The sequence below is a fragment of the Accumulibacter sp. genome (assembly GCF_029255125.1).
Classification (GTDB): Bacteria; Pseudomonadota; Gammaproteobacteria; order Burkholderiales; family Rhodocyclaceae; genus Accumulibacter.
In genome coordinates this window covers 1-25,172 of sequence record NZ_JAPUVR010000080.1, presented here as the reverse complement: position 1 = coordinate 25,172, position 25,172 = coordinate 1, and the positions used below count along the sequence as shown (strand labels likewise).

At 64.1% G+C, this 25,172-nt stretch carries 19 protein-coding genes, 1 pseudogene and 1 CRISPR repeat array; of the genes and pseudogenes, 17 read left to right on the top strand and 3 right to left on the bottom strand.

Going from position 1 to position 25,172, the window contains the following annotated elements; translation table 11 throughout:
* Positions 1 to 89: 89 nt before the first annotated feature.
* Complete coding sequence (locus Q1L59_RS04700; RefSeq protein ID WP_300328742.1) at positions 90 to 1,100, bottom strand: ArsJ-associated glyceraldehyde-3-phosphate dehydrogenase; 1,011 nt, start codon at positions 1,098 to 1,100, stop codon at positions 90 to 92.
* Between the two features lie 283 nt (positions 1,101 to 1,383).
* Between Q1L59_RS04700 and arsB the strand changes: the two genes are divergently transcribed.
* Both arsB and Q1L59_RS04690 read left to right on the top strand, forming a co-directional pair.
* Entirely contained in the window at positions 1,384 to 2,445 is a 1,062-nt protein-coding gene (gene arsB, locus Q1L59_RS04695; protein WP_300328740.1) for an ACR3 family arsenite efflux transporter, read from the top strand.
* 380 nt (positions 2,446 to 2,825) lie between these two features.
* A complete protein-coding gene (locus tag Q1L59_RS04690; protein ID WP_300328738.1) occupies positions 2,826 to 3,920 on the top strand; it encodes an acyltransferase in 1,095 nt (364 codons plus the stop codon).
* A gap of 38 nt (positions 3,921 to 3,958) precedes the next feature.
* Here Q1L59_RS04690 and Q1L59_RS04685 read toward each other — a convergent pair.
* Positions 3,959 to 4,089 (bottom strand): annotated as a pseudogene (locus Q1L59_RS04685) (porphobilinogen synthase); the annotation flags it as partial.
* Positions 4,090 to 4,364: 275 nt separating this feature from the next.
* On the opposite strand from Q1L59_RS04685, the gene Q1L59_RS04680 reads away from it, so the two are divergent.
* Positions 4,365 to 4,637 (top strand): hypothetical protein, encoded by a 273-nt coding sequence (locus Q1L59_RS04680; protein ID WP_300328736.1) that lies wholly within the window; start codon positions 4,365 to 4,367, stop codon positions 4,635 to 4,637.
* A gap of 189 nt (positions 4,638 to 4,826) precedes the next feature.
* On the top strand, positions 4,827 to 6,161 hold the full coding sequence (locus tag Q1L59_RS04675; protein ID WP_300328733.1) for an MATE family efflux transporter: 1,335 nt from the start codon (positions 4,827 to 4,829) through the stop codon (positions 6,159 to 6,161).
* Positions 6,162 to 6,185: 24 nt separating this feature from the next.
* On the opposite strand, the gene Q1L59_RS04670 is transcribed toward Q1L59_RS04675, so the two are convergent.
* The gene (locus Q1L59_RS04670) at positions 6,186 to 7,604 is read right to left on the bottom strand and encodes a bifunctional enoyl-CoA hydratase/phosphate acetyltransferase (RefSeq protein ID WP_300328731.1); all 1,419 of its coding nucleotides are present in this window, start codon (positions 7,602 to 7,604) and stop codon (positions 6,186 to 6,188) included.
* Between the two features lie 351 nt (positions 7,605 to 7,955).
* Between Q1L59_RS04670 and Q1L59_RS04665 the strand changes: the two genes are divergently transcribed.
* The 13 genes from Q1L59_RS04665 to cas2 all read left to right on the top strand — a co-directional run bounded on the left by Q1L59_RS04665 (position 7,956) and on the right by cas2 (position 22,188).
* Positions 7,956 to 9,797 (top strand): NAD(P)H-dependent oxidoreductase subunit E, encoded by a 1,842-nt coding sequence (locus Q1L59_RS04665; RefSeq protein WP_300328728.1) that lies wholly within the window; start codon positions 7,956 to 7,958, stop codon positions 9,795 to 9,797.
* Positions 9,794 to 10,522, top strand: a complete 729-nt coding sequence (locus Q1L59_RS04660; RefSeq protein WP_300328726.1) for a 2Fe-2S iron-sulfur cluster-binding protein — start codon at positions 9,794 to 9,796, stop codon at positions 10,520 to 10,522. Before Q1L59_RS04665 ends, Q1L59_RS04660 begins: the two co-directional genes overlap by 4 nt.
* 1 nt (position 10,523) lies before the next feature.
* Entirely contained in the window at positions 10,524 to 11,078 is a 555-nt protein-coding gene (locus Q1L59_RS04655) for an NADP oxidoreductase (RefSeq protein ID WP_300328723.1), read from the top strand.
* 23 nt (positions 11,079 to 11,101) lie between these two features.
* Positions 11,102 to 12,607 (top strand): Ni/Fe hydrogenase subunit alpha, encoded by a 1,506-nt coding sequence (locus Q1L59_RS04650; RefSeq protein ID WP_300328720.1) that lies wholly within the window; start codon positions 11,102 to 11,104, stop codon positions 12,605 to 12,607.
* A gap of 10 nt (positions 12,608 to 12,617) precedes the next feature.
* Entirely contained in the window at positions 12,618 to 13,124 is a 507-nt protein-coding gene (locus tag Q1L59_RS04645; RefSeq protein WP_300328717.1) for a hydrogenase maturation protease, read from the top strand.
* A gap of 340 nt (positions 13,125 to 13,464) precedes the next feature.
* The gene (locus Q1L59_RS04640) at positions 13,465 to 14,436 is read left to right on the top strand and encodes a YafY family protein (RefSeq protein WP_300328715.1); all 972 of its coding nucleotides are present in this window, start codon (positions 13,465 to 13,467) and stop codon (positions 14,434 to 14,436) included.
* Between the two features lie 2 nt (positions 14,437 to 14,438).
* Positions 14,439 to 16,811, top strand: a complete 2,373-nt coding sequence (locus Q1L59_RS04635) for a CRISPR-associated endonuclease Cas3'' (protein ID WP_300328712.1) — start codon at positions 14,439 to 14,441, stop codon at positions 16,809 to 16,811.
* A gap of 70 nt (positions 16,812 to 16,881) precedes the next feature.
* Positions 16,882 to 17,529: a type I-C CRISPR-associated protein Cas5c gene (cas5c, locus tag Q1L59_RS04630; protein ID WP_300328709.1), complete on the top strand. Its 648-nt coding sequence runs from the start codon at positions 16,882 to 16,884 to the stop codon at positions 17,527 to 17,529.
* The gene (gene cas8c, locus Q1L59_RS04625) at positions 17,526 to 19,274 is read left to right on the top strand and encodes a type I-C CRISPR-associated protein Cas8c/Csd1 (protein WP_300328706.1); all 1,749 of its coding nucleotides are present in this window, start codon (positions 17,526 to 17,528) and stop codon (positions 19,272 to 19,274) included. The genes cas5c and cas8c overlap by 4 nt, the downstream gene beginning before the upstream one ends.
* Entirely contained in the window at positions 19,271 to 20,155 is an 885-nt protein-coding gene (cas7c, locus tag Q1L59_RS04620) for a type I-C CRISPR-associated protein Cas7/Csd2 (protein WP_300328703.1), read from the top strand. Before cas8c ends, cas7c begins: the two co-directional genes overlap by 4 nt.
* Before the next feature lie 74 nt (positions 20,156 to 20,229).
* A complete protein-coding gene (cas4, locus tag Q1L59_RS04615) occupies positions 20,230 to 20,868 on the top strand; it encodes a CRISPR-associated protein Cas4 (RefSeq protein ID WP_300328701.1) in 639 nt (212 codons plus the stop codon).
* A 1-nt stretch (position 20,869) separates the two neighbouring features.
* Complete coding sequence (gene cas1c, locus Q1L59_RS04610) at positions 20,870 to 21,898, top strand: type I-C CRISPR-associated endonuclease Cas1c (RefSeq protein ID WP_300328698.1); 1,029 nt, start codon at positions 20,870 to 20,872, stop codon at positions 21,896 to 21,898.
* Positions 21,898 to 22,188 carry a CRISPR-associated endonuclease Cas2 gene (cas2, locus tag Q1L59_RS04605; protein ID WP_300328695.1) on the top strand — a complete coding sequence of 97 codons (291 nt, stop codon included), beginning with the start codon at positions 21,898 to 21,900 and terminating at the stop codon, positions 22,186 to 22,188. Before cas1c ends, cas2 begins: the two co-directional genes overlap by 1 nt.
* Positions 22,189 to 22,370: 182 nt before the next feature.
* A CRISPR array of direct repeats spans positions 22,371 to 25,139; the repeat unit is 37 nt; unit sequence GATTCGCCCTTCATCACTGAGGGGCGTGGATTGAAAC.
* Positions 25,140 to 25,172: the final 33 nt, after the last annotated feature.

Here is a 25,172-nt window from a genome sequence, read left to right as displayed (position 1 = left end):
TCCCTCCTCTCAGCTATGGATGCGCGCCGCCGCTACCGTCGCCCGCCATATGCTGCGTCGCGCTCGCGGCAGCGCCTGCGCAACGCCGCTTACAACGAAGCAGCGAGCTTGCGCGCCAGTTCGACATAGCGGTTGGCATAACCCCACTCGTTGTCGTACCAGGCGTAAATCTTGACCAGCGTGCCGTTGATCACCAGCGTATGCGCCGCATCGACGATCGACGAACGCGCATCGCCACTGTAATCCATCGACACCAGCGGCCGCTCCTCGAAACCCAGGATGCCCTTCAGCGCCCCCTCGGCGGCGGCTTTCAACAGACCGTTGACCTCCTCGACGCTCGTCGGGCGCTGCATCTCGAAAACGCAGTCGGTCAGCGAGGCATTGAGCAGCGGCACGCGTACCGCGTGTCCGTCGAGCTTGCCTTTCAGCTCGGGAAAGATCAGCGCGATCGCCGTCGCCGAACCGGTCGTCGTCGGCACCAGCGACAGACTCGAGGCGCGCGCACGGCGCAAGTCCTTGTGCATCTGGTCGTGCACGCTCTGCGTGTTGGTCGAACTATGGATCGTAGTGATCAGCCCGTGCGAGATTCCGATCGCCTCGTGCACCACTTTGACCACCGGAGCCAGACAATTGGTGGTGCATGAGGCCGCGGTAACGATGTGGTCGCGCGCCGGATCGTAGAGCTGATCATTGACGCCCATGACGATGTTCAGCGTATCGCCACCCTTCACCGGAGCGGCAACGATCACCTTCTTGACGCCCGCCGCCAGATAAGGCGAAAGCTGGTCGACGGTACGCCACTTGCCGCTCGCCTCGAGCACGATGTCCACCCCAGCCTCGCCCCACGGCCCCCCCGCGACATCTTTTGCCGTGCTGTAGCCGATCGTCTTGCCGTCGATCACCATCTGTCCGTTGCTCACGCCGACTTCGTGCGACCAGCGACGATGCACCGAGTCGAACTCGAGCAGCAAAGCGGCCGCATCGACCGGACCGTTGGGCTCATTGATGTGCACGAACTCGAGTTCCGGCCACTCCCACGCCGCGCGCAGCGCCAACCGGCCGATCCGACCGAAACCATTGATGCCAACCCTCACCGTCATTTCTCGTTCCTCCCAAGGATAAGTGGCGCTCGACTGGACAGCCAGCGAGCCGAAAATAGCAACGTATCGCGCAACGCTCCTTTGCTAAACATTTTTATATTGCTAGAATCATCGAATTTTGTAAACCCGTTTCGCCGCCGCCATCGCAAGGCAACAGCCATTGCGCGATCAGCCCCCGATCAGCCGGCCACCCGCCTTTTTTCCTGGCGGGACGGCAGGCGAAGGCGGCGCTACTCGCGCCCGCGGATGATCGATCGACGAAACCTCGCAGCCGGAGCATGAGATGGGCACCGTGAGCAGGAAACTCTCCTTCCTCGACCGCTACCTGACGGTCTGGATCTTCGCTGCGATGACGCTCGGTGTCGGCCTGGGCTTCTACGTTCCCGGCGTCGAGGACCTGATCAACTCCTTCCAGCTTGGCACGACCAACATCCCGATCGCTCTTGGCCTGATCCTGATGATGTACCCGCCCTTCGCCAAGGTGCGCTACGAGGAACTGCCCGACGTCTTCGTCGACCGCCGAGTCCTCGCGCTGTCGCTGATTCAGAACTGGATCGTCGGACCGCTGCTGATGTTCGCGCTGGCCATCGTCTTCCTCCCCGACAAACCCGAATACATGGTCGGTCTGATCATGATCGGCCTTGCGCGCTGCATCGCCATGGTCATCGTCTGGAACGAAGTCGCGCAAGGCTCGACCGAGTACGCCGCCGGGCTCGTCGCTTTCAACTCGATCTTCCAGGTGCTCTTCTACAGCGTCTATGCCTGGATCTTCGTCACCGTGCTGCCACCGCTGTTCGGTCTCTCCGGTTCCGTCGTAGACGTCTCGCTGGGGCAGATCGCCGAGAGCGTCTTCATCTACCTCGGAATCCCGTGTATTGCCGGCGTCATGACGCGAGTGATCATGCTGCGCTTCGTCTCGAAGGAGTGGTATCACCAGCAGTTCGTGGCACGGATCAGTCCGCTCACGCTCATCGCGCTGCTGTTCACCATCGTCGTCATGTTCAGCCTGAAGGGCAAGCTGATCATCACCATCCCACTCGACGTGGTGCGCATCGCCCTGCCGCTGCTCATCTATTTCGTCCTGATGTTCCTGATTTCCTTCTACATGAGCCGCAAGGTCGGCGCCGGTTACGGAAAATGCGCCACCCTCTCCTTCACGGCCGCCAGTAACAACTTCGAACTGGCGATCGCCGTCGCGGTCGCCGTTTACGGTATCAATTCGGGCGCCGCCTTCGCCGCCGTCATCGGCCCGCTGGTCGAAGTACCCGTGATGATCGGCCTGGTCAGAGTTTCGCTTTGGCTGCGCGAGCGCCACTTCGCTGGTGAACCGGCACAAAGGCGCTAAGAGCAGCCGCCGGGCCGCCGGCCGTGGACAAGTCTGGCGCTTTGACCAGCGCGCGTTCCTGCGCCGACCAGATCCACCGAGGACTATCCGATTCAAATGAAATCCTGGAAGGTCAAGAGCAACCGCATCACCGGTCGGCCGGCCGGAACTGGCAGGGCTCCACTTAGAAAGAGCCTTTGCTGTCCAAACAAACGGCGCTCGCTCTCTGGGGTCGATTTGCGGGGGGAGGTCGGTGATCGATCTGCCGCGACACTGGCGCCAACGGTGGCCGCGGCCGCACCAGAAATCCTGAGCGCACGAGCAGCTTGCCAGAGAGTAGCCTCTCCACCCCTGTCGATGCACGCTCTTGCCGAGCCACGGCAAGCTCGCGTGCAACCCTGATGAACGCCCTGACGAGCACATCCCCGCAAGCGCAGTTGCCCCTGATCGACGCCATGAAGATGGTGGGAACGCAATTGATCGTGCTGCATCATCTGGCGTTTTACGGGCCGCTCTCCGACTACGCGCACAGCCTGGCACCAGGCCTTTTCTCCTGGCTCAGCGCGCATGCACGCCTAGCGGTGCAGATATTCCTCGTCGTCAGCGGCTTTCTTGCCGCGCAATCCGTTGCACCCGGCGGCGCACTGACCCAGCGGCCGCTTGGCCCGCTCTTGTGGGATCGCTATCTCAGACTGGTGCCACCTTGCATGGTGGCGATCGTGCTGGCCATCGGATGCTCGGCGCTGGCACGTGCGCTGATGAGCCATCATTCGATCCCGGATTCGCCCACCTGGCCACAGATTGCAGCGCACCTGCTGCTGCTGCAGGACATTCTTGGTTACGATGGGCTCTCCGCCGGCGTCTGGTTCGTCTCGATCGCCGTGCAATTGTTCACGCTATTCCTGGCCGTCCTCTGGGTCGCCCGCGGCGTCGCGGGCGACGGCGCGGCAGCCGAACGCGCCACACTCGCGCTGACCGCTGCGCTGGCCTTCGCCTCGCTGTACTACTTCAACCGCGTGGCCTACTTGGACGCGTGGGCTCCGTACTTCTTTGGCGCCTACGCGTTGGGCGCACTCGCCTATTGGACCGCCACTTCCACACGACCATGGTGGTGGCTTTTGCTGGTCGGCACCGCGGTCGCCGGCGCGCTGGTGCTCGACTTCCGCTGGCGGATCGCAGTCGCCTTTGTCGTCGCCTTGACGCTTGCTGTCGCTCGCCGCTACCGCGTCCGTTGGCCGGAATCGCAGGCGATCAGATTCCTCGGCACGATCTCGTACTCGGTGTTTCTGATTCACTTCCCGGTCTGCCTGGTAATCAGCGGCGCCTTTACCCGCTTCGCTCCGCATCATCCCTGGCTCGGACTGCTCGCCATGATCCTTGCCTGGCTGGCCAGCGTTGCTGCCGGCGCGGGCTTCTACCAGCTCGTCGAACGCCGCAGCCAACGACTGTCGGCCGTTGGCTGCGCAGTGCTTGCGTTCAGCCGACGCCGCCGCTGAGCTCGGCCGCCGCCTGCAGAGCAGGCTACCTCAGCATGCCGTCGGACTCGACCCACGCGACCATCAGGCATGTCGGACGGCACAACGACGACGGCGCCCGCTTGCGCAGGAAGCAAAGCCTGGCGCGCGAGCCCCGCCAGCGCGTTTCATCGTTGCGCACGTATCGCTGTGGGCCGGCAGGGTTGAACGCAAAGAAGCAGATCAGCATCCTCGACACCACACGTTCGGCGATAACGTCAATCGATAGAACAAATGGAACAGTCGCCAGGAAAAGGAGAAGCAACCCAGGCACCGGTGCCAAAGCCCATGAGCTTCGAGAATCCGCTGGCGTCGCGACGGACCACTGCAGGCCACTGGCCGGAAGCACTTCCCCGCAATCCCCACGCTTTCCGGCGCGATCGGCAACGACCCCGAACAAGCCGGACATTGCGTTGGAGAACCTGGATGGCAGGCAACCAGGGCGAGGTTGATTCCAAGCGGAAGTCGAGCAAACGAGAAAGACTGCAGCGAATTGCCTCGGTATACGACGAGTTCGCCGCCAGCCGGGGCGATCTGCAGAGCCAAGGCCAAGTCTACATCGCAGCTAATGATTTCGCCGCCGAACGATTCGCCGACATCGCCCGCAAGAACGCCTATCGTCAAGGCTTCCTGGCCGGCGCGAACAGTCTCGATCTGGAGTCGCTTCATCGGGAAATCTGGCCTGGCGAGGAGGCATGAGCATGTTGGCGTACCGGTTGGCGGTTGCCGATAGGGTATGAGAATTCCTTTTTCAGTTCGGCGCTTGCTCCGCCGGATGCGCGCCACCGCGTCCAGCAGGCGCGACCTGCCCTGCCAGGATCGACTTCGAGACCACGCCGGCGAGCGAAATCGGTTACGCTGCGCGCGCTTCCACGTTTTCCTCCGGCCATGCTCGCCCAACAATCCCGCCTGATCGTCGCGCACGCGGCACCGATTCTGATCGCCCAACTGGCGTCGATGGGAATGATGGTGATCGATACGGCATTGCTCGGTCACTACGGGACCGACGACCTGGCGGCGGTGGCGGTCGGCGGCGGCGTCTACATTTCGGTCGTTTTTGCGTTCGTCGGCATCCTGCAGGCGGTGGCGCCCACCGTCGCGCATCTGCACGGCGCCGGTCGCACGGCGGAAATTGCGCCAGCGCTGCAGCAGGGCTTCTGGCTGGCGGTGTTTCTTGCCGTGCCGGGAGTCGGTCTGCTGCTCTACCCCGACCTGCTGCTCGGGCTTTCGCGTATCGATCCGCCGGTCGAGCAGAAGGCGCGCGCTTACCTGGCGCTGCTCGCCGGCGGTCTGCCCGCGGTCTTGCTTTACCGGACGTTTCACGCCTTCTGCAACGCGCTTGGCCATCCCCGTCCGCTGCTCGTCATCAGTCTGGCGGCGACGCTGCTGCACGCGCTGCTCGCCTGGCTGCTGGTCACCGGGAGCGCCGGCGGTGCGCCGCTTGGCGTGCTCGGTTGCGGTTGGTCGAACGTCGCCGTCGCCTGGTTCTCGCTCTTCGCGGCCAGCCTCACGCTACGCGGCAGCGCACGCCTGCGACCCTTGCGCGTTTTCGCCGGCTGGCAGTTGCCGCGTCTGCGAGCACTGGTCGAGCTCCTGCGTCTCGGCCTGCCGATGGGTTTCTCGAACTTCGTCGAGATCTCGTCGTTTACGCTGATGGCCTTGTTCGTCGCGCAGCTCGGCGCGACCGTCGTCGCCGGTCACCGCATCGTCGCCAACCTCGCGGCGCTGTGCTACATGCTGCCGCTGGCGCTGGCGATCGCGACCTTGGCGCAGGTCGCTCAGGCGGCCGGAGGACGCGATTGGGCGCGCGCGCACGCCTCGATCAAGGCGGGCTTTCTCTGGGCCGGTGGTCTTTCGGCCGGGCTCGGCGTCCTCCTCTGGCTGGTCGCCGAGGCGGTGACCAGCGTGTGGACCGACGACGCGGCGGTGTCCGCGGTGGCCGTCGGCCTGCTCGGCTATGTCGCGGTCTATCAGGTTTTCGACGCCGTACAGACGATCGCGGCGCACGCGCTGCGCGGCTACAAGATCACCTTCGTGCCGATGTTCGTGCACCTGGTCTGCTTCTGGGGCGTCGGTCTGCTCGGCGGCTGGTGGCTGGCTTTTCACGCCGCGCGGCCGCTCGGCGTGGCCGGCTTCTGGCTTGCCTCGCTGCTCAGCCTGGTGCTCGCGGCGATTCTCCTCGGCGCCCTGCTGCGCCGCGCGATGCGCGCCGCAAGCGCCTGAAGCCGCCCGCCGGCGGCCGCCGTCTCAGGCCGTTTTCAGGCGCACGCGCGCGGCGTGCGCCATCAAGGCGGCGATGACGCACGAGGCAATGCGCGTTTCCGCGGTGTCGGCGCGGCTGGTCAGGACGATCGGCACGCTCGCCCCGAGGACGATGCCGGCGGTCAGTGCGTTGGCCAGGTACTCGAGCTGCTTGGCGATCATGTTGCCCGACTCAAGGTCGGGGACGACCAGGATGTCGGCCCGTCCGGCCACCGCCGAGGTGATTCCCTTGGTCTTCGCGGCGACCAGCGAAACCGCGTTGTCGAAGGCCAGCGGCCCATCGAGCAGGCCGCCCTTGATCTGGCCGCGGTCGGCCATCTTGCACAGCGCCGCCGCGTCGAGCGTGGACTGGATCTTGGGATTGACCGTCTCGACCGCCGAGAGGATGGCAACCTTGGGTTCCGGAACGCCGATGACGTGCGCCAGTTCGATGGCGTTCTGGATGATGTCGACCTTTTCAAGCAGGCTGGGCATGATGTTGACCGCCGCGTCGGTGATCATGATCGGCCGCGGATAGGTGGGCACGTCCATCAGGAAGACATGGCTGATCCGGCGGTCGGTACGCAGACCGGCGCTGCGCGAAATGACCTCGGCCATCAGTTCGTCGGTGTGCAGACTGCCTTTCATCAGCGCTTCGGCGTCGCCGCTGCGGACCAGCGTCACGGCCATCGCCGCTGCGTCGTGGCTGTGCCGGACATCGACAATGCGGTGCGGCCCGAGGTCCAGCCCGTGCTCTTCGGCAACAGCGCGAATCTTCTGTTCGGGACCGATCAGGATGGGGTCGATCAGCTTGGCGTCGGCGGCGAGCAGCGCACCGCGCAGCGACTCGCGGTCGCAAGGGTGAACGACGGCCATGTCGATCGGTGCCAGGCCTGCGGCGCGCTGCACGAGTACCTGCAGGCGCGCATACTTGTCGGAGATGGTGATTTCCGGCAGTGCGGCGCGCTTGGTGCGAACTTTTTCGGTCGGCGCCATCACCTCGACGCTGCCCGAGACGACGACCAGTCCGTCCTGGTTTGCCCCAACGCAATCGAGAATGATGTGGTGGTTATGGGCAAATTTCTGGCGTACCGTCACCGTGAAGGTGATCGTGTCGCCGATCGTCACCGGCCGGGCAAACTGCAGCGAGGTCTCCATCAACGCGGTTCCCGGACCAGGAAACTGCGTGCTGAGGATGGTCGACAGCAAGGACGCGATCCACATGCCATGCGCAATAAAGTCGCGGAACAGGCCGCTGTGCCTGAATTCGGTATTCGCCAGGGCAGGATTCATGTCGCCCGACATCAGGGCGAACAGCTTGACGTCCTCAGGACGCAGTGTGCGCACCAGCGCCGACGTATCGCCGAGGTTGAGCTCGTCGTAGGTGTGGCTTTCGAGGAATTCGAGGGACGTCTCAAAATGCATGGTCGTGCTCCGAAAAATGCTGTCCATGACGGCCCGCAAACCACCCAGCGTTCGCCTACGCAGGACCCGCCTGCTTCACTCTACGCGGCCCGAGCCAGCCGTCGTCAATACCGGCAAACACCGCGCCTGCCGCGCCCCGGCTATTGAAGCATAGCGGAAAATTTGCTGCATTGCGCCATGATTTTTCCCTGACCGACCGAGCATCAGGCGAAGCGCGCCGGGGGCGACTTGCGCGCATTCCTGCCCACCGTTGACGTGCGTCAGTTCGCCCCGCCAAGAGACCTGCTATGCTGAATTCGGCGATCTGAATTTGGACGCTTTTTCGCCAATGATCACTCGCAGGAGGTTCGCGTGAGTCAGGACTACGCTGAGGCCGGGCAGCTCGACAGCCGGCTGCCGCCCATTTTCGAGCGCTATCGCTACGAAGCCAGGTACCTGGTCCAGATTTTGCGCGAAGTGCAGGATGCCCTCGGCCATCTTCCGGCGGCAGCGCTGAGCGCGGTTGCGCGCGCGCTTTGCCTGCCGCGCGCACGCGTCGAGGGAGTCGCCGGCTTCTACTCGTTCTTCCACCTGACGCCGGTCGGCCGTTACCGCGTCCTCTTCTCGGACAACATCACCGACCGCATGCTGGGCAGCGGCGAACTGATTGATCGGCTGTGCAACAAGCTGTGGGTCGAACGCGGCAAGGTCTCCGAAGACCGCCTGGTCAGCGTCGATACGACGTCCTGCACCGGCATGTGCGACCAGGGACCGGCGCTGCTGGTCAACGGCCGTCCGCTCACCCGCATGTCGGCCGAGCGCATCGACCGGATCAGCGAACTGATCCGCAAGCAGGCGCCGTTGAGCGACTGGCCGCGCGAGTATTTTCTGATCGAGGACAACATCCGGCGCTACGACGAGTTGCTCGGCCGCCAGTGGCCGAACGGCGAAGCACTCAAGGCGGCTGTCGCGCGCGGCCGGGAGGCGATGCTGGCCGAGATGAAACTGTCCAATTTGCGCGGTCGTGGCGGCGCCGGGTTCACCACGCACATCAAGTGGGAGTCGGCGCGTCGGGCGCCATGCGCGGGCGAAGCGCCGGCACGCTACGTCGTCTGCAATGCTGACGAAGGCGAACCCGGTACGTTCAAGGACCGCGTCCTGCTGAGCAGCTACGCCGACCTGCTGTTCGACGGAATCAGCATCGCCGGGTTTACGATCGGCGCCACGCTGGGGCTGGTCTATCTGCGCGGCGAGTACGCCTACCTCCTGCCGGCGCTGAACGAAAACCTCGCCCGCCGCCGACGCGATGGACTGCTCGGCACACGGGTGCTCGGCGAGGACGACTTCAACTTCGACATCGAGATCCACCTCGGCGTCGGCGCCTACGTCTGCGGCGAAGAAACCGCCCTGCTCGAATCGCTCGAAGGCAAGCGCGGCGTGCCGCGCATACGGCCGCCCTTCCCGGCCACCGAAGGCTATCTCGGCCAGCCGACGGTGGTGAACAACGTCGAAACGCTGTGCAAGGCGGCGCTGATCGCGGTCAATGGCGGCGCCTGGTTCGCCGGCCTGGGGACCAAGCAGTCTACCGGAACGAAGCTGCTGTCGATCTCCGGCGATGTCGAAACGCCGGGAATCTACGAATACCCGTTCGGCGTTTCGGTGGCGCAGGTGCTCAACGATTGCGGCGCCGGCAATGCGCAGGCAGTGCAAGTCAGCGGCCCATCCGGAACCTGCCTGGCGATGCACGAGTTCTCGCGCCGGATTGCCTTCGAGGACGTACCGACCGCCGGCGCTTTCATGGTCTTCGGCGAACACCGCGACATGTTCGAGGTGGCGCGTAATTTTGCCCATTTCTTCGCGCACGAGAGTTGCGGTTTCTGCACGCCCTGCCGCGTTGGCACCTCGCTCGTCGCCAACTGCATGGACAAGATCGCGAGCGGCCAGGGTTCGCAGCACGACATCAACGAAATCTTCAAGATCCACCGGCTGCTGCACGCCGCCAGTCATTGCGGGCTCGGCCAGTCGGCGTGCAACCCGCTCTTCGACACGCTGAACAAGTTCCGCCCGGCCTATGAGCGACGCCTGCGCTCGCTGGCCTTCAAACCGGCGTTCGACCTCGATCAGGCGCTGGCCTCCGCCCGCCAGATGACCGGGCGCGATGACCCGGCCGCCCACTTTGGTCTGGCGGCCGGCTTGCCGGGAGTCGAAGCATGAGCACGCAGCACATCCTGCTCGACGGGCTGCCCGTTTCCTTCACCGACGGGCAGACGATCATGCAGGCCGCGATGGCCGCCGACATTTTCATTCCGCACCTGTGCCATCACCCCGAGTTCAAGCCGCAGGGAAGCTGCAAGCTGTGCACGGTGAAAGCCAACGGGCGCTACGTCTCGGCGTGCACGATGCCGGCACGCGACGGAATGGAGGTCGAAAACAATTCCCCCGACCTGAACGACAAGCGACGGACGATGCTGCAGATGCTTTTCGTCGAAGGCAATCACTTCTGCCCCTCGTGCGAGAAGAGCGGCCGCTGCATGCTGCAGGCGCTGGCCTACGAACTGGAAATGCTGACCCCGCACTTTCCGCAGTTCTATCCCGATCGGGCGGTCGATGCCTCGCACCCCGAGGTTCTGCTCGACTTCAACCGCTGCATTCTCTGCGAGTTGTGCGTGCGCGCCAGTCGCGACGTCGACGGCAAGAACGTCTTTGCCCTCTCCGGGCGTGGCATCAGCAAGCACCTGATCGTCAATGCCGAATCGGGGCGCCTGGCGGACACCGACTTTTCGCTCGCCGACAAGGCAGCGCATGTCTGCCCGGTCGGCGTCATCCTGCGCAAGCGGCGCGGCTTCGCCGTGCCGATCGGCAGCCGGCGCTACGATGTTCAACCGATCGGCATGCAGGTCGAGCGCCTCGCCCGGCGCACGACGACCGAGGAGGTGTGAGATGAACGCTGCTGTCGAGAGCCGCAAGCTGCGCGTCGCGACGACTTCGCTCGCCGGCTGCTTCGGTTGCCACATGTCTTTTCTCGATATCGACGAGCGCCTGTTCGAACTGCTCGAACATGTCGAGTTCGACCGTTCGCCGCTCACCGACATCAAACACTGCGGCCCCTGTGACATCGGCCTGATCGAAGGCGGCATCTGCAACGCGGAAAACGTGCACGTTCTGCGCGAGTTCCGGCACAACTGCAAGGTGCTGATCGCCCTCGGCGCGTGCTCGGTGAACGGCGGGCTGCCGGCGCAGCGCAACCACCTTGATCTCGGCCAGTGCCTGCAGGAGGTCTACCTGACCGGGCCCGGCATCGTCGGCCGCCAGATCCCGAACGATCCGGAACTGCCGCTGCCGCTCGACAAGGTCCACCCGATCCACGAGATCGTCCGCGTCGACTACTTCATCCCGGGTTGCCCGCCTTCCGGCGAAGCGATATGGAAGTTCCTGAGCGACCTGCTGGCCGGCCGCACGCCGCGCCTGGGGCACCCGCTGCTGCATTTTGATTGATCCGGCAAGAGTTGAAAGCGAGCATGGCCATGGAAAACACAGGCTTCGCCCTCGAAACCGCCGCCAACCCGGGCACACTGCGCCGCGTCGCGATCGACCCGGTGTCGCGGGTCGAAGGACACGGCAAGGTGACGCTGCTGCTGGACGACAACGACCAAGTGCAACAGGTACGCCTGCACATCGTCGAATTCCGCGGCTTCGAGAAATTCATCCAGGGGCGCCCGTACTGGGAAGTTCCGGTGATGGTGCAGCGGCTGTGCGGCATCTGCCCGGTGTCGCACCACCTGGCCGCGGCCAAGGCGCTCGACCGGGTGGTCGGCGTCGACCGGCTGACGCCGAGCGCCGAGAAGCTGCGCCGGCTGATGCACTACGGCCAGATCCTGCAATCGCACGCGCTGCACTTCTTTCACCTCTCGGCGCCCGACCTGCTCTTCGGCTTCGAGAGCGACGCCGGCAAGCGCAACATCGTCGGCATCGCGGCCGCATACCCGGAAGTCGCTCGCCAAGGCGTGCTGCTGCGCAAGTTCGGCCAGGAGATCATCCGGCTGACCGCCGGCAAGCGGGTACATGGTACCGGCGCGATCCCCGGCGGCGTCAACCGCGCACTGACACGCGCCGAACGCGACGAACTGCTCGCCGAAATCTACACGATCATCGCCTGGAGCCGTCAGGCGGTGCAGCTCGTCAAGCGCCTGCATGAATCCGAACCCGAACTCTACGACGAATTCGGCAGCTTCCGCTCCAACCTGCTGTCGCTCGTCGGCCCACGCGGCACGCTCGATTTCTACGACGGCCGCCTGCGCGCGCGCGATGCCGACGGCAAGCTCCTGGTCGACGGCGTGCCCGTGAACAACTATGCCGAACTCATTCACGAGGAAGTCAAGCCGTGGAGTTACATGAAGTTCCCCTTCCTCGCCGCATTCGGCACCGAGGACGGCTGGTACAAGGTCGGCCCGCTCGCCCGCGTGCAGAACTGCGACACGATGGCGACGCCGCTCGCCGAAGCCGAGCGGCGTGAGTTCATCGACCACGGGAACGGCAAACTGATCCACGCGCCGCTCGCCTACCACTGGGCGCGCATGCTCGAAATGCTGCACGCGGCCGAGACGATCAAGGACCTGCTGCACGACGACGACCTCTCGGGCAGCGACCTGGTCACCAGCGGCCCGCGCCGGCGCGAAGGCGTCGGCGTCATCGAAGCGCCGCGCGGCACGCTGATCCACCACTACCGTGTCGGTGACGACGATCTGGTCAGCACGTGCAACCTGATCGTGTCGACGACGCACAACAACCAGCCGATGAACGAAGCGATCCGGCGCGTTGCCCAGCGTTACCTGAACGGCCGCCAGCTCAGCGAAGGACTGCTCAACCGGATCGAGGTTGCCATCCGCTGCTTCGACCCCTGCCTGTCGTGCGCGACGCACGCGCTGGGCAAGATGCCGCTGCAGCTCGAACTGCTCGACGCCGACGGAACGCTGCTCGACCGTCTGCAGTCGCCCTCGCCCGAGCTTTCGGCAAACGTCGGCTGAAGCGAACTGGGTGGCGAGCGCGCCCGCCCCGATCGTCATCCTCGCCTGCGGCAACCCCAGCCGCGGCGACGACGCGCTCGGCCCCCAGCTCCTCGAACGCCTGCACGACTGGCTGCTCGCAGCAGGGCTGAGCGAACGCTACGAACTGATCGGCGACTTCCAGTGGCAGATCGAAAATGCCCTCGATCTCGCGGCCAGAGAACTCGCGCTGTTCATCGACGCCGACCAGCAAGCCGCGGCGCCGTACGCCTTTCGCCGCGTCGAAGCACGCGACGCGCCGAGTTTCGCTGCAAGCTCGCACGCGCTGAACCCGGAGACCGTGCTCGCCGTTCTCGCCCGCCTCGGCCAGGCAGCGCTGCCCCCGACCTACGTCCTCGGCGTTCGCGGCGACAGTTTCGTGCTCGGAGACGAACTGAGCCCGACAGCGCGCGAGCACGCTGAAGCGGCCTTTGCCTTCCTGCAAGCCTTTTGCCGCGCCCCCCAGACGGCCGCCTGGTGCGCGGCGCAGGCGGGCTGACGGCGGCCGACAGCACGCACGCGCGCAACAATCCCCGCGCAAATCCGTCGCCAGCCGCGCCCACCGGCCCACCGGCGTAGCGAGATTGCTGCCACAACCGATCGCCGGCTGAAAAAATATTTCTTCCGGCCGTGCCCAGTCGCACGTGGTGAGACTCGCCCAGCGTAGAGTGTTCCTGAACCAACTCACTGGAGACGAACATGCCCACTGCCGACCACCTCGACCGACTCATCTTCGCAACGGCCATGGTCACCCTGGTGATCAGCCTGATCACCTGGTAGCACATTCCGCGCTACGATCGCGGTAAATGACCAAGCCAGATTGAATCGGGCAGAAGACGGTGGAACGTAACGAACGCTTCGCAAGAATCCAGCGGCTGCTGCAAACCCGGCCGGTCGTCCGCCTGAGCGATCTGTGCTCGGCGCTGGAAGTCTCGCGCGCCACGATCTTCCGCGACCTGTCGCATCTGACCAATCGCGTTGGCCTGCCGATCGTCTTCGATCGCGAGCGCAACGGCTACTGCCTGAACCCGGCTGCTGCGCGCTCGGAACTGCCCGGCCTGTGGTTTACCCCGGGCGAGATCTACGCTTTGCTCAGTATGCAGCGCCTGCTCGCGTCAGTCGACCGCAGCGGCGTACTCGGAGAACAGCTTGCGCCGCTGCACGAACGCTTGCTCACGCTCCTCGAAAGCCAGAACGATTCCGCGATCGAGGTTGCCCGGCGCGTGCGCATCGTGAGCGCGGCAGCCCGCACCTACGCGCCACAGCACTTCCAGACGATTGCCAGCGCCCTGCTCGAACGCCGGCGCATCCGCCTGACCTATGTCGCAAGACGCAGCGGCGAAGAAACCGAGCGCGAAGTTTCACCGCTACGCCTGACGCATTACCGCGACAACTGGTATCTCGACGCCTGGTGCCATTTGCGCAGGCAGTTGCGCCGCTTTGCGGTCGACGCGATCGAGTCGGTACGGGTGCTCGAAACCCTCGCGCACGAGATCGACGAAGCCCAGCTCGACGCAGCGCTCGGTGCTGGCTACGGCGTGTTTGCCGGCAGCGCAGTGCGCTGGGCGACGCTGCTCTTCAGCGCCGATCGCGCACGCTGGGTCGCCGCCGAAGACTGGCACCCGCAGCAGCGCGGGCGCTTCCTGCCGGACGGACGCTATCAACTGGTGCTGCCGTACAGCGACGATCCCGAGCTGATCATGGATGTCCTCAAGTACGGCCCCGACTGCACGGTCGTCGCACCCCCCGATCTGCGCGCCAAGGTCAGGCAGCGCTTGCAGGCGGCGATCGACCATTACGCCGGCGACTGAGCATGCAACCCGAGTTTCTCGCGCATGTGCGCAGCGAGAATGGACGCGTAATCGCGCATTCGCTGCCCGCGCATCTGGACGCCGTAGCGCACTTGGCCGCCGGTTTTGCCGCCGCGTTTGGCGCCGCGCCATGGGGTGAGCTCGCCGGCCGCTGGCACGATCTCGGTAAATTCCGCGCCGGTTTTCAGCGCTATATCCGGCAGTCGGGCGATGCCGACGCACACATCGAAGGCCGCGTCGCCAGCGCCGACAAGACGCACTCGGCGGCGGGCGCCTTGTGGGCGCAAGCGCATCTGGCCGCAGTCGACCGGCGCGCCGGACCCGTGATTGCCCGCGTCCTCGCCTACCTGATCGCCGGTCACCATAGCGGACTTGCCGACTGGTCGGGCGACAACCACTCGCTGCACAACCGCTTCGCGCGCAGCGAAACGCAGCAGGAACTGCTTGACACGCTGGCCGCCGGGCCTCCACCCGAACTGCTGCATCCTCCGCCAGCCTCGCTGCCCAGCCTGGACGACTTGCTGCGCTACCGCGACCGTGACATCCCCGGCCGTTTCGCACTATGGCTGCGGATGCTCTTTTCCTGCCTGGTCGATGCAGACTTCCTCGACACCGAGTGCTTCATGGCGCCGGAAAAAGGTCAGCGGCGCAGCGGCTTTCTGAGCCTCGAGGAAATGCACGCTCGCCTGCTCGATCACCTGGAGCGCTTGGCGCAAACGGTCAACGAACGGGGAGAAGCCGCTTCGACGGTCAATCAGCGGCGCGCACACGTGCTGCACGCCTGCCTTGAAAGGGCCAACTGCCCACCCGGCGTGTTTCGCCTGAGCGTACCCACCGGCGGCGGCAAGACGCTTTCCAGCCTGGCTTTCGCGCTACGTCACGCAAGTGTGCATGGCAAGCGCCGCATCGTCTTTGCGATTCCCTATACGAGCATCATCGAACAGACGGCGGAAGTCTTTCGTGACATCTTCGGCGACGAGAACGTCGTCGAGCACCACAGCAGCCTCGACCCAGACCCGCGCCAGGAGACGCATCGTTCCCGCCTTGCCTGCGAAAACTGGGACGCACCGTTGATCGTCACCACCAACGTGCAGTTGCTCGAGAGCCTGTTCGCCCACCGCACCGGACGCTGCCGCAAGCTGCACAACCTGGTGGGTAGCGTCGTCATCCTCGACGAAGCGCAGTTGCTGCCGGTGCACTACCTGCAACCGGTGGTCGACGTGCTGCGCCTGCTGGTCTTCGACTACGGCGTCACGCTGCTCCTGTGCACCGCCACCCAGCCGACGCTCGAAATGCCGGCGAGTTTTGACCTGGCGCGCAGCCTGCGGGGATTTGCCGCGGGCGAGGTACGCGAAATCATCGACGACGTTCCTGCGCTCTACGCCGCCCTGACGCGCGTTTGCGTGCAGCGCCCGGCCAACTTGCAGCAGCGCTGCACGTGGCCCGAGCTGGCGCGAGAAATCGCTGCGCACGAAGCAGTGTTGACCATTGTCGGTCGCCGGCAGGACGCGCGCGAGCTCCACGGCGAGCTTGCGCAATGCAGTGGCCGCGACGGACTCTGGCATCTCTCCGGACTGATGTGCGCCCGCCACCGCAGCGACACGATCGGCGCAATCCGACACGCGCTCGCGCACCGGCGGCGCGCGCTGGCCGAAGGTGAGCCGGCGCCGCCGGTACGCGTCGTCACCACGCAACTGGTGGAGGCCGGCGTCGACCTCGATTTCCCGGTGGTTTACCGCGCGCTCGCCGGGCTCGACTCGATCGCGCAAGCTGCTGGCCGTTGCAACCGCGAAGGCCGTCTGCAGCTCGGCGAGGTGCATGTCTTCGTGCCGCCCACAGCGGCACCACCCGGCCTGCTGCGCATGGCCGAGCAGGCGACGCGACTCGTCTGGGCAACGCTGCCGGCCGACGCTGATCCGCTCGCGGTCGATCTCTTTGCCGACTACTTCCGCCGCCTTTACGGCGACGCGCAACTCGACGCGCACGGCATCTGCGACCTGCTGCGCGTCGCAGCCGGCGCAGAGGTCAATTTCCGCACCGCCGCCGAGAAGTTCCGCCTGATCGACCCGGATGAAGGCGCCACGGTTTTCGTGCGCTATCGCCGCGACGCCGACGACCAGCACGTCGACGCGCTCCTGCACAAGTTGTTGCACGATGGCCCCGAGCGCTGGTTGTTGCGCAAGCTGCAAACCTACGGCGTCACCATTTACCAGCACGACTTGCACCGGCTGCTCGCCAGCGGAGACGTGCTTGCTCTGCCCGGCGACTGCGCTGGCCTTTATGTGCAGTCGCCGGACAACGATCTGTTCTATGACCCGACGCTGGGCGCCAACCTGTGCGGCGCACCGGGCGATCCGGGAGGCCTCGTGTGCTAGTCGCACCCCTCTATCCTCGATTCGATGACTGCTGCACTGCCACCTTGGCGATTCTGAAAGGAAAAGGACAATGACCAGTTTCTGCCTGGAAGTCACCGGCGATTTCGCCTGTTTCACCCGCCCGGAGATGAAAGTCGAACGGGTGTCTTACGACGTGATCACGCCTTCGGCGGCGCGCGCGGTTTTCGAGGCGATCCTCTGGAAACCGGCCATCCGCTGGCAGGTCAACAAGATCGAGGTGCTTGAACCGATCCGCTGGATCAGCGTGCGGCGCAACGAAGTGGCAGCCAAGGCGTCGGTACGCAACGCCCAGACGGCAATGAGGGACGGTCGCGGTCACCTCGCGCTCTACGTCGAGGACGAGCGGCAGCAACGCGCCGGACTCTTTCTGCGCGACGTAGCCTATCGCCTGCACGCCGATCTGCTGCCGGTCGCCGGCGACGCGCCGGGCAATCCGGTGAAGTATCGTGAGATCTTCCAGCGGCGAGCCGAAAAGGGTCAGTGCATCAACCAGCCCTACCTCGGCTGCCGCGAGTTTGCCGCCCGCTTTCGCCTGGTCGCCGACCCGGCGGCCGAACGGCCGGCGCTGCACGAAACACGCGACCTCGGCTGGATGCTGCACGACATTACCTTTGGCGCCGACCCGCAGCCGCACTTCTTTCGCGCCGCGATGCGCGACGGCGTGATCGATCTGACGCAGGCACAGGTGAGCCAATGATTCTGCAATCCTTGTACGACTACTACCAACGCAAGGCGCTCGACCCCGATCCCGCACGCCGCCTGCCGGCCTTTGGACTGGAGGAAAGGGAGATCCCGTTCATCATCGAGTTGAGCGCGGACGGCCATCCGCTGGGAATCACCGACACGCGCCAGAGCGAAGGCAAGCGGAAGACGGCGCGCCGTTACCTGGTGCCGCAGAGCGTCAAACGGGCTTCCGGCGTCGCCGCCAATCTGCTCTGCGATACTGCCGAATACGCGCTGGGCGTCGATGCGCGCGGCAAAGCGCAGCGCGTGCTAAAGCAGCACGCCGCATTCCGTCGCCGTCTCGAAGAACTGCCGCCTGCTGCGCTGGCCGACGCCGGTGTGCAGGCAGTCCGTGCCTTCTATGCCGGCAACGGCGCTGCCGCGCTGGCCAACGACCCCTGCTGGCCGGAAATCGTCGCCGGCAATGCGCTCGTCACGTTTCGCCTGCACCCGCAAACGGAACTGGTCTGCCAGCGTTCGGCGGTGATCGCCGGCCTGGCCGACGAATCGACGCCCGCCGTGGCCGGCCAGCGCGTCTGCCTGATCACCGGGCAGCCGGCGACCGCCGCGCGTCTGCATACGGCGATCAAGGGCGTCTGGGGAGCACAGACGTCCGGCGCCAACATTGTCTCGTTCAATCTCGAAGCATTCACCTCGTACAACAAGGAGCAGGGGGATAACGCTCCGGTCGGCCAGGCGGCGGCGTTTGCCTATACCACGGCGCTCAATCATCTGCTCGATCGCAACTCGCGCCAGCGCCTGCAGCTTGGCGATGCATCCACGGTATTCTGGGCGCAGCAGGAAGACCGGGAAGCCGAAGACGCTTTCGCGGCAATTTTCGGCCAGGACGATCCCGACGCACGCAGCGGCCTGATCCGCAGCCTGCTCGCTGCGGTGCGCAGCGGACAGTTCGACGGCGGTCGCGGCGACAACCGCTTTCACGTTCTCGGACTGGCGCCGAACGCGGCACGCCTCTCAGTGCGTTTCTGGCACGCCGCGCCGCTGCACGAAATCGCCCGGCAGATTCGCCAGTGGTTCGACGATCTCGCGATCGCGCGTTCGGCCGACGACCCGGAATACCCCAGCCTCTTCCGCCTGCTCACCGCCTGCGCTGTGTTGGGCAAGGCCGAAAACATTCCGCCCAGGCTCGGCGGCGAGATCATGCGCTCGATCTTCGCCGGAGAGCGTTTCCCGGCAAGCTGGCTGAACGCTGCCGTCATGCGCAGCCGCGCCGAACAGAGGGTCAACTACCACCGCGCAGCGGCGATCAAGGCGTGCCTGAACCGCCAGTTGCGCTTCACTAGCTCTTCATTCCCAGCAAAGGAGTTGCTGCCCGTGCTCGACCTCGACAACGACAATCCGGCGTACCGCCTCGGACGCCTGTTTGCAACACTGGAAAAGATCCAGGAAGAAGCCAGCCCTGGACTCAACGCCACCATCCGCGAACGCTACTACGGCGCTGCGTCGAGCACGCCGGTCAGCGTGTTCACCACGCTGCTGCGCCTGAAGAACCATCATCTGGCAAAGATCGAGCAACGCGGCCGCGCCGTCCAATTCGAACGACTACTCGGCGAAATTCTCGGCGGCGTGGCCGAATTCCCGAAACACCTCAGCCTGCCCGAACAGGGGCGCTTTGCGCTGGGCTACTACCATCAGCGCCAGGCATTTTTCAGCAAGAACAAACCATCGAATGAAACCAGCGAAGGAGAACCCGCATGAGCCTGCATAACCGCTACGACTTCGTCCTCGTCTTCGACGTGCGCGACGGCAACCCGAACGGCGACCCCGACGCCGGCAACCTGCCGCGCCTCGACGCCGAGTCCGGCCACGGCCTGGTCACCGACGTCTCGCTCAAGCGCAAGGTGCGCAACTACGTCGGCCTGAGCAAAGCGGAAACGCCGCCATACGACATCTACGTCAAGGAAAAGGCGGTGCTCAACGAGACCCACGAAAAGGCCTACCGAGCGATCGGCGCCGAGAGCGAGTTGACCGGCGACGAGAAGAAGCGCAAAGGAAGCCCCGACACGGTCGATCGGGCGAGAAAGTGGATGTGCGAGAACTTCTACGACGTACGCACTTTTGGCGCCGTGCTGTCCACCGGAATCAACTGCGGACAGGTGCGTGGTCCGGTACAACTGACGTTCGCCCGCTCGGTCGACCCGATCATCGCACAGGAACACTCGATCACCCGCATGGCGGTGGCCACCAAGGCCGATGCGGAAAAGCAGAAGGGTGACAACCGCACGATGGGCCGCAAACACACGGTACCTTACGCGATCTACGTTGCACACGGCTTCGTCTCGGCTTTTCTCGCCCGGCAAACAGGCTTCGGCGAGGACGACCTGACGCTGCTCTGGGAAGCGCTCGAGCAGATGTTCGAGCACGACCGCTCGGCGGCGCGCGGCGAAATGACAACGCGCGGTCTCTACGTCTTCCGGCACGACTCCGAGCTCGGCAAGGCGCACGCGCACGCGCTCTTCGACCGCGTCACCATCCGCCGGAAGGAGGGAGTCGACTTCGCCCGTCACTTCGAGGATTACACGGTTTCGGTCAACGTTGAAGATCTGCCGCCGGGAGTGAGCCTGATTCAGCGCATCTGATCGCCCGCCGCCACCGCGCGCAACGAGCGGTGGCGGCCGTGCGACAGCAGCGACACCTCCGACGAAAGCCAACGATGTCCAGCGAGCTCCGCGATCCAATCCCGCTTTCCGCTCTGCAGCACTGGTGCTACTGTCCGCGCCAGTGCGCGCTGATTCACCTCGAGCAGGTCTTCGCCGACAACCTCTACACGCAACGCGGGCAAGCCCTGCACCAGCGCGTAGACGAGCCGGGTAGCGATCTGCACGAGGGTCTGCGCGTCGAGCGTTCGCTTCCCCTGTTCAGCGACCGTCTCGGCCTGGTCGGCAAGGCGGACATCGTCGAGTTTCTGCCGGACGGCACGCCCTACCCCGTCGAGTACAAGCACGGCTCGCGCAACAAGCATGCGGACATCGCGGCTTGCGACGATATCCAACTGGCGGCACAGGCGATCTGCCTGGCCGAGATGTTCCAGCGCCCGGTACCGGAAGGCGCCTTGTTCTATGCCAGCTCGCGCCGACGACGATGCGTCGTCTTTTCCGATGCACTACGTGCTGGCGTCCATGCCGCCACCGAAGCCGTTCGCCAGATGCTGGCGAGTGGAAGCACACCGCCAATACGCAGCGACCACCGCTGTCGCGCCTGCTCCCTGCGCGATCTCTGCCAACCAGAAGCGCTGGCAGCGCAACACGAACACGCGGCGGCACTCGGCGCGCTCTTCGACCCGGAGTGCTGACATGCAATTGCTCAACACACTCTACCTCACCACACCCGACAGCTACGTGCATCTGGAGAACCAGACGATCCGCGTCGAAGTCGCTCACGAAACGCGCTTGCGGGTACCGCTGCATCACCTGGCAGCGGTCGTCTGCTTTGGGCATGTCGCCGTCTCGCTACCACTCATGCACCGCCTGGCCGACGAAGGAATAGCGCTGGTCCTGCTCGACGGAAACGGCCGTTTCAAGGCACGCCTGGAGGGAGCGGTTTCCGGCAACGTCCTGCTGCGGCAAGCACAGCATCGACTCGCGAGCGATGACTCGTTTGCGCTGCGCGTTGCCCGCAACATGATCGCCGGCAAAGTGCGCAACTGCCGCCAGGTGCTCCTGCGCGGCGCGCGCGAAGCGAAAGTCGCGGACGACGCCCAGCCGCTGGCGCGCGGCGCCGACAATCTCGCCGCTGCCCTGCGCGCGCTCCCCCAGGCAGCCGACTTCGACACCCTGCGCGGCCAGGAAGGCGAAGCAGCAAGGCAGTATTTCGCGGCGCTCACCCACCTTGTCCGGAACTCTGCACGCGAGGCCTTCAGGATGAATGGGCGCAGCCGTCGACCGCCGCGCGACCGCATCAACGCACTTCTGTCCTTCCTCTACTCGCTGCTGATGAATGACTGCCGATCAGCCGTAGAGGCCGCAGGCCTCGACCCACAGATTGGCTTCCTCCACGCCGTCCGCCCTGGACGCGCCGCACTCGCGCTCGACCTGATGGAGGAGTTCCGTTTCTCCGCTGATCGCCTTGCCCTCACCCTGGTCAACCGCGCTCAACTCAACCCCGGCGACTTCGATGAACGCGAGGGCGGCGCCGTCCTGCTTGCCGGCGAAGCGCGCAAGACGGTCCTGGTCGCCTATCAACAGCGCAAGCAGGAAAGCGTTGCCCATCCTCTGCTCTCCGAACCCATCCCGTTCGGCCTGCTGCCGCACCTGCAAGCCCGGCTCCTCGCCCGGACTCTACGTGGTGACACCGCCGACTACCTGCCCTACCTGATGCGCTGATGCTGGTCATCGTCTGCTACGACGTCAACACCGAAACCCGCGAAGGACGCCGCCGCCTGCGCAAAGTGGCGCGCGTCTGCGAAGGTGTCGGCCAGCGCGTACAGAAGTCGGTTTTCGAGTGCCAGCTCGATCGTGCCCAGTTTGAAGCTCTGGAGCGCCGACTGCTTGCCGAAATCAAAGCCAGCGAGGACAACCTGCGCCTTTATCGCATCGCCGAACGGAAAGGCTACGAGGTTTGCGAACACGGCTGCTTTCGTGCAGCCGACTTCGAATCGCCTCTTGTGCTATGAGCCTGCGCGAACCCCAAGCTCCCGCCACCCGACGGGGAGTTCCGCGCGCACTGCAGTGGATTGTTTTCACTTGTCTTCCCGTTTCGCTACGGCATGCTGTAGACTCACACCTTGCCCATCCACCGAAGGTTCGCGCAACCGAGGCAAATTGCCCATTGTTTTCCAGCGTTTGGCGCAGATGGGATTCGCCCTTCATCACTGAGGGGCGTGGATTGAAACCGGCTTTACCAGGAGAAGATCGGAGCATTCGCCGGATTCGCCCTTCATCACTGAGGGGCGTGGATTGAAACAGTGCGTCGAGAACACCATCCTTTGGCATAGAGAACGATTCGCCCTTCATCACTGAGGGGCGTGGATTGAAACCAGCGTTACCGAGCATGCGCCCGTACGTCTGCAGGATTCGCCCTTCATCACTGAGGGGCGTGGATTGAAACGTCTCTGCTGCCGCAGCGTCGGGCGGAACGCTGGAGATTCGCCCTTCATCACTGAGGGGCGTGGATTGAAACCCACGCAAAAACATCTGGCTGGGCGTGTCCGTCGGATTCGCCCTTCATCACTGAGGGGCGTGGATTGAAACCATGCTGACCCTGACGGCCTCGCGCGCCTCGCGGGATTCGCCCTTCATCACTGAGGGGCGTGGATTGAAACATCCTTGAAAGCGCCATTGCGACGACTTCTTCAAGCGATTCGCCCTTCATCACTGAGGGGCGTGGATTGAAACCGGTCTGGTCGTCGGTCGCCGGCGAGTTGAGCTGCGATTCGCCCTTCATCACTGAGGGGCGTGGATTGAAACGTCTTCGGCACGCACTACCTGCCGCACGAGGCCGGATTCGCCCTTCATCACTGAGGGGCGTGGATTGAAACAGTCCACGATCCGTATGTGCCATCTGAGGACGGAGGATTCGCCCTTCATCACTGAGGGGCGTGGATTGAAACGAAGCGAAAAAAGACGCGGCCATCGAAGCCCTCACAGATTCGCCCTTCATCACTGAGGGGCGTGGATTGAAACTGCGTGGAGATTCAACCGCCCGCTACGGCAACTACGGATTCGCCCTTCATCACTGAGGGGCGTGGATTGAAACACAGGCATATGGCTACTGGACAGAGTGGGGAATCGATTCGCCCTTCATCACTGAGGGGCGTGGATTGAAACATGACAAACTCCTTTTTCAATGACCACGGCCCATGATTCGCCCTTCATCACTGAGGGGCGTGGATTGAAACGGGGTCTTTAATCGCGTCCTCGAAAGTGGTCCCCGGATTCGCCCTTCATCACTGAGGGGCGTGGATTGAAACCTCTCCAGGCACAGCCTAACGCAGAAAGCTGCCGCGGATTCGCCCTTCATCACTGAGGGGCGTGGATTGAAACCAGTCTTTGCGCAGCTCGTCCGATGCCGCCTTGTGATTCGCCCTTCATCACTGAGGGGCGTGGATTGAAACCCGCTGCCGCAGGAGGAGATAGCCCTGCTGAAAGGATTCGCCCTTCATCACTGAGGGGCGTGGATTGAAACCAGCTTCTGCGCACGGGCCAGCGGCGATATGTAGCGATTCGCCCTTCATCACTGAGGGGCGTGGATTGAAACGTCTCCATCGCGTATCATGTGGGCGTACTGTGCTGGATTCGCCCTTCATCACTGAGGGGCGTGGATTGAAACCGCGAGCGGGCCAAGCAGTTCGCTCCCGATCCAGGATTCGCCCTTCATCACTGAGGGGCGTGGATTGAAACGCACAGCCGGGCGGAGAAGACCCCGGCGCCGAGAAGATTCGCCCTTCATCACTGAGGGGCGTGGATTGAAACAGGGAACCATCAAGGCGCTCGAACAGGACGAGCGAGATTCGCCCTTCATCACTGAGGGGCGTGGATTGAAACATTACGCAGCATCGCCACCGCGGGCTGGATATTCTCGATTCGCCCTTCATCACTGAGGGGCGTGGATTGAAACGCCACGCTCAAGGCGCTGCCGGCCGGATTGCCGGAAGATTCGCCCTTCATCACTGAGGGGCGTGGATTGAAACTACGTAGTCGACGGGATCGGCGTCGAATTGTAGGGATTCGCCCTTCATCACTGAGGGGCGTGGATTGAAACTTAGATGCGATCCGATCGCGGATCAGAAACACGGGGATTCGCCCTTCATCACTGAGGGGCGTGGATTGAAACAGTTGATGGCACTCGGTGGCTACACTCAGGGCGTGGGGATTCGCCCTTCATCACTGAGGGGCGTGGATTGAAACGTGGATGACTATCGGCAGGAGTTTTTTTGGCGACGGATTCGCCCTTCATCACTGAGGGGCGTGGATTGAAACCAGCCGGTGACGTACCACCAGCTACGAGCCTCGTGGATTCGCCCTTCATCACTGAGGGGCGTGGATTGAAACGACAGCTTCTGCCACGGATCGGGGAGCAGCTTGATGATTCGCCCTTCATCACTGAGGGGCGTGGATTGAAACATGGCGCTGATCGGGAAGCTGCTGCCGACACAGATCGATTCGCCCTTCATCACTGAGGGGCGTGGATTGAAACAAGCGTCGAGACTGGAGTCGCTCTTGCGGCAAAGCGATTCGCCCTTCATCACTGAGGGGCGTGGATTGAAACTTCCTTGATCGCATCGACCGTGCGGAACAGTTCGTGATTCGCCCTTCATCACTGAGGGGCGTGGATTGAAACAAACTGGGTGGTCATCTCAATCTCCTTTAATTATGATTCGCCCTTCATCACTGAGGGGCGTGGATTGAAACCGGCAAGAGTTTTCGGCGGGGCCATCTCAGAAGGGATTCGCCCTTCATCACTGAGGGGCGTGGATTGAAACCATACCGAGCGCCTGGGCTGCGACCAGTGCCTGGCGATTCGCCCTTCATCACTGAGGGGCGTGGATTGAAACATCCGGCGATCGGCAACTGCGTTGCACTTCTCGGGATTCGCCCTTCATCACTGAGGGGCGTGGATTGAAACGTTGAAGATTGCCGGCTGTGCCGGCCGTTGTAC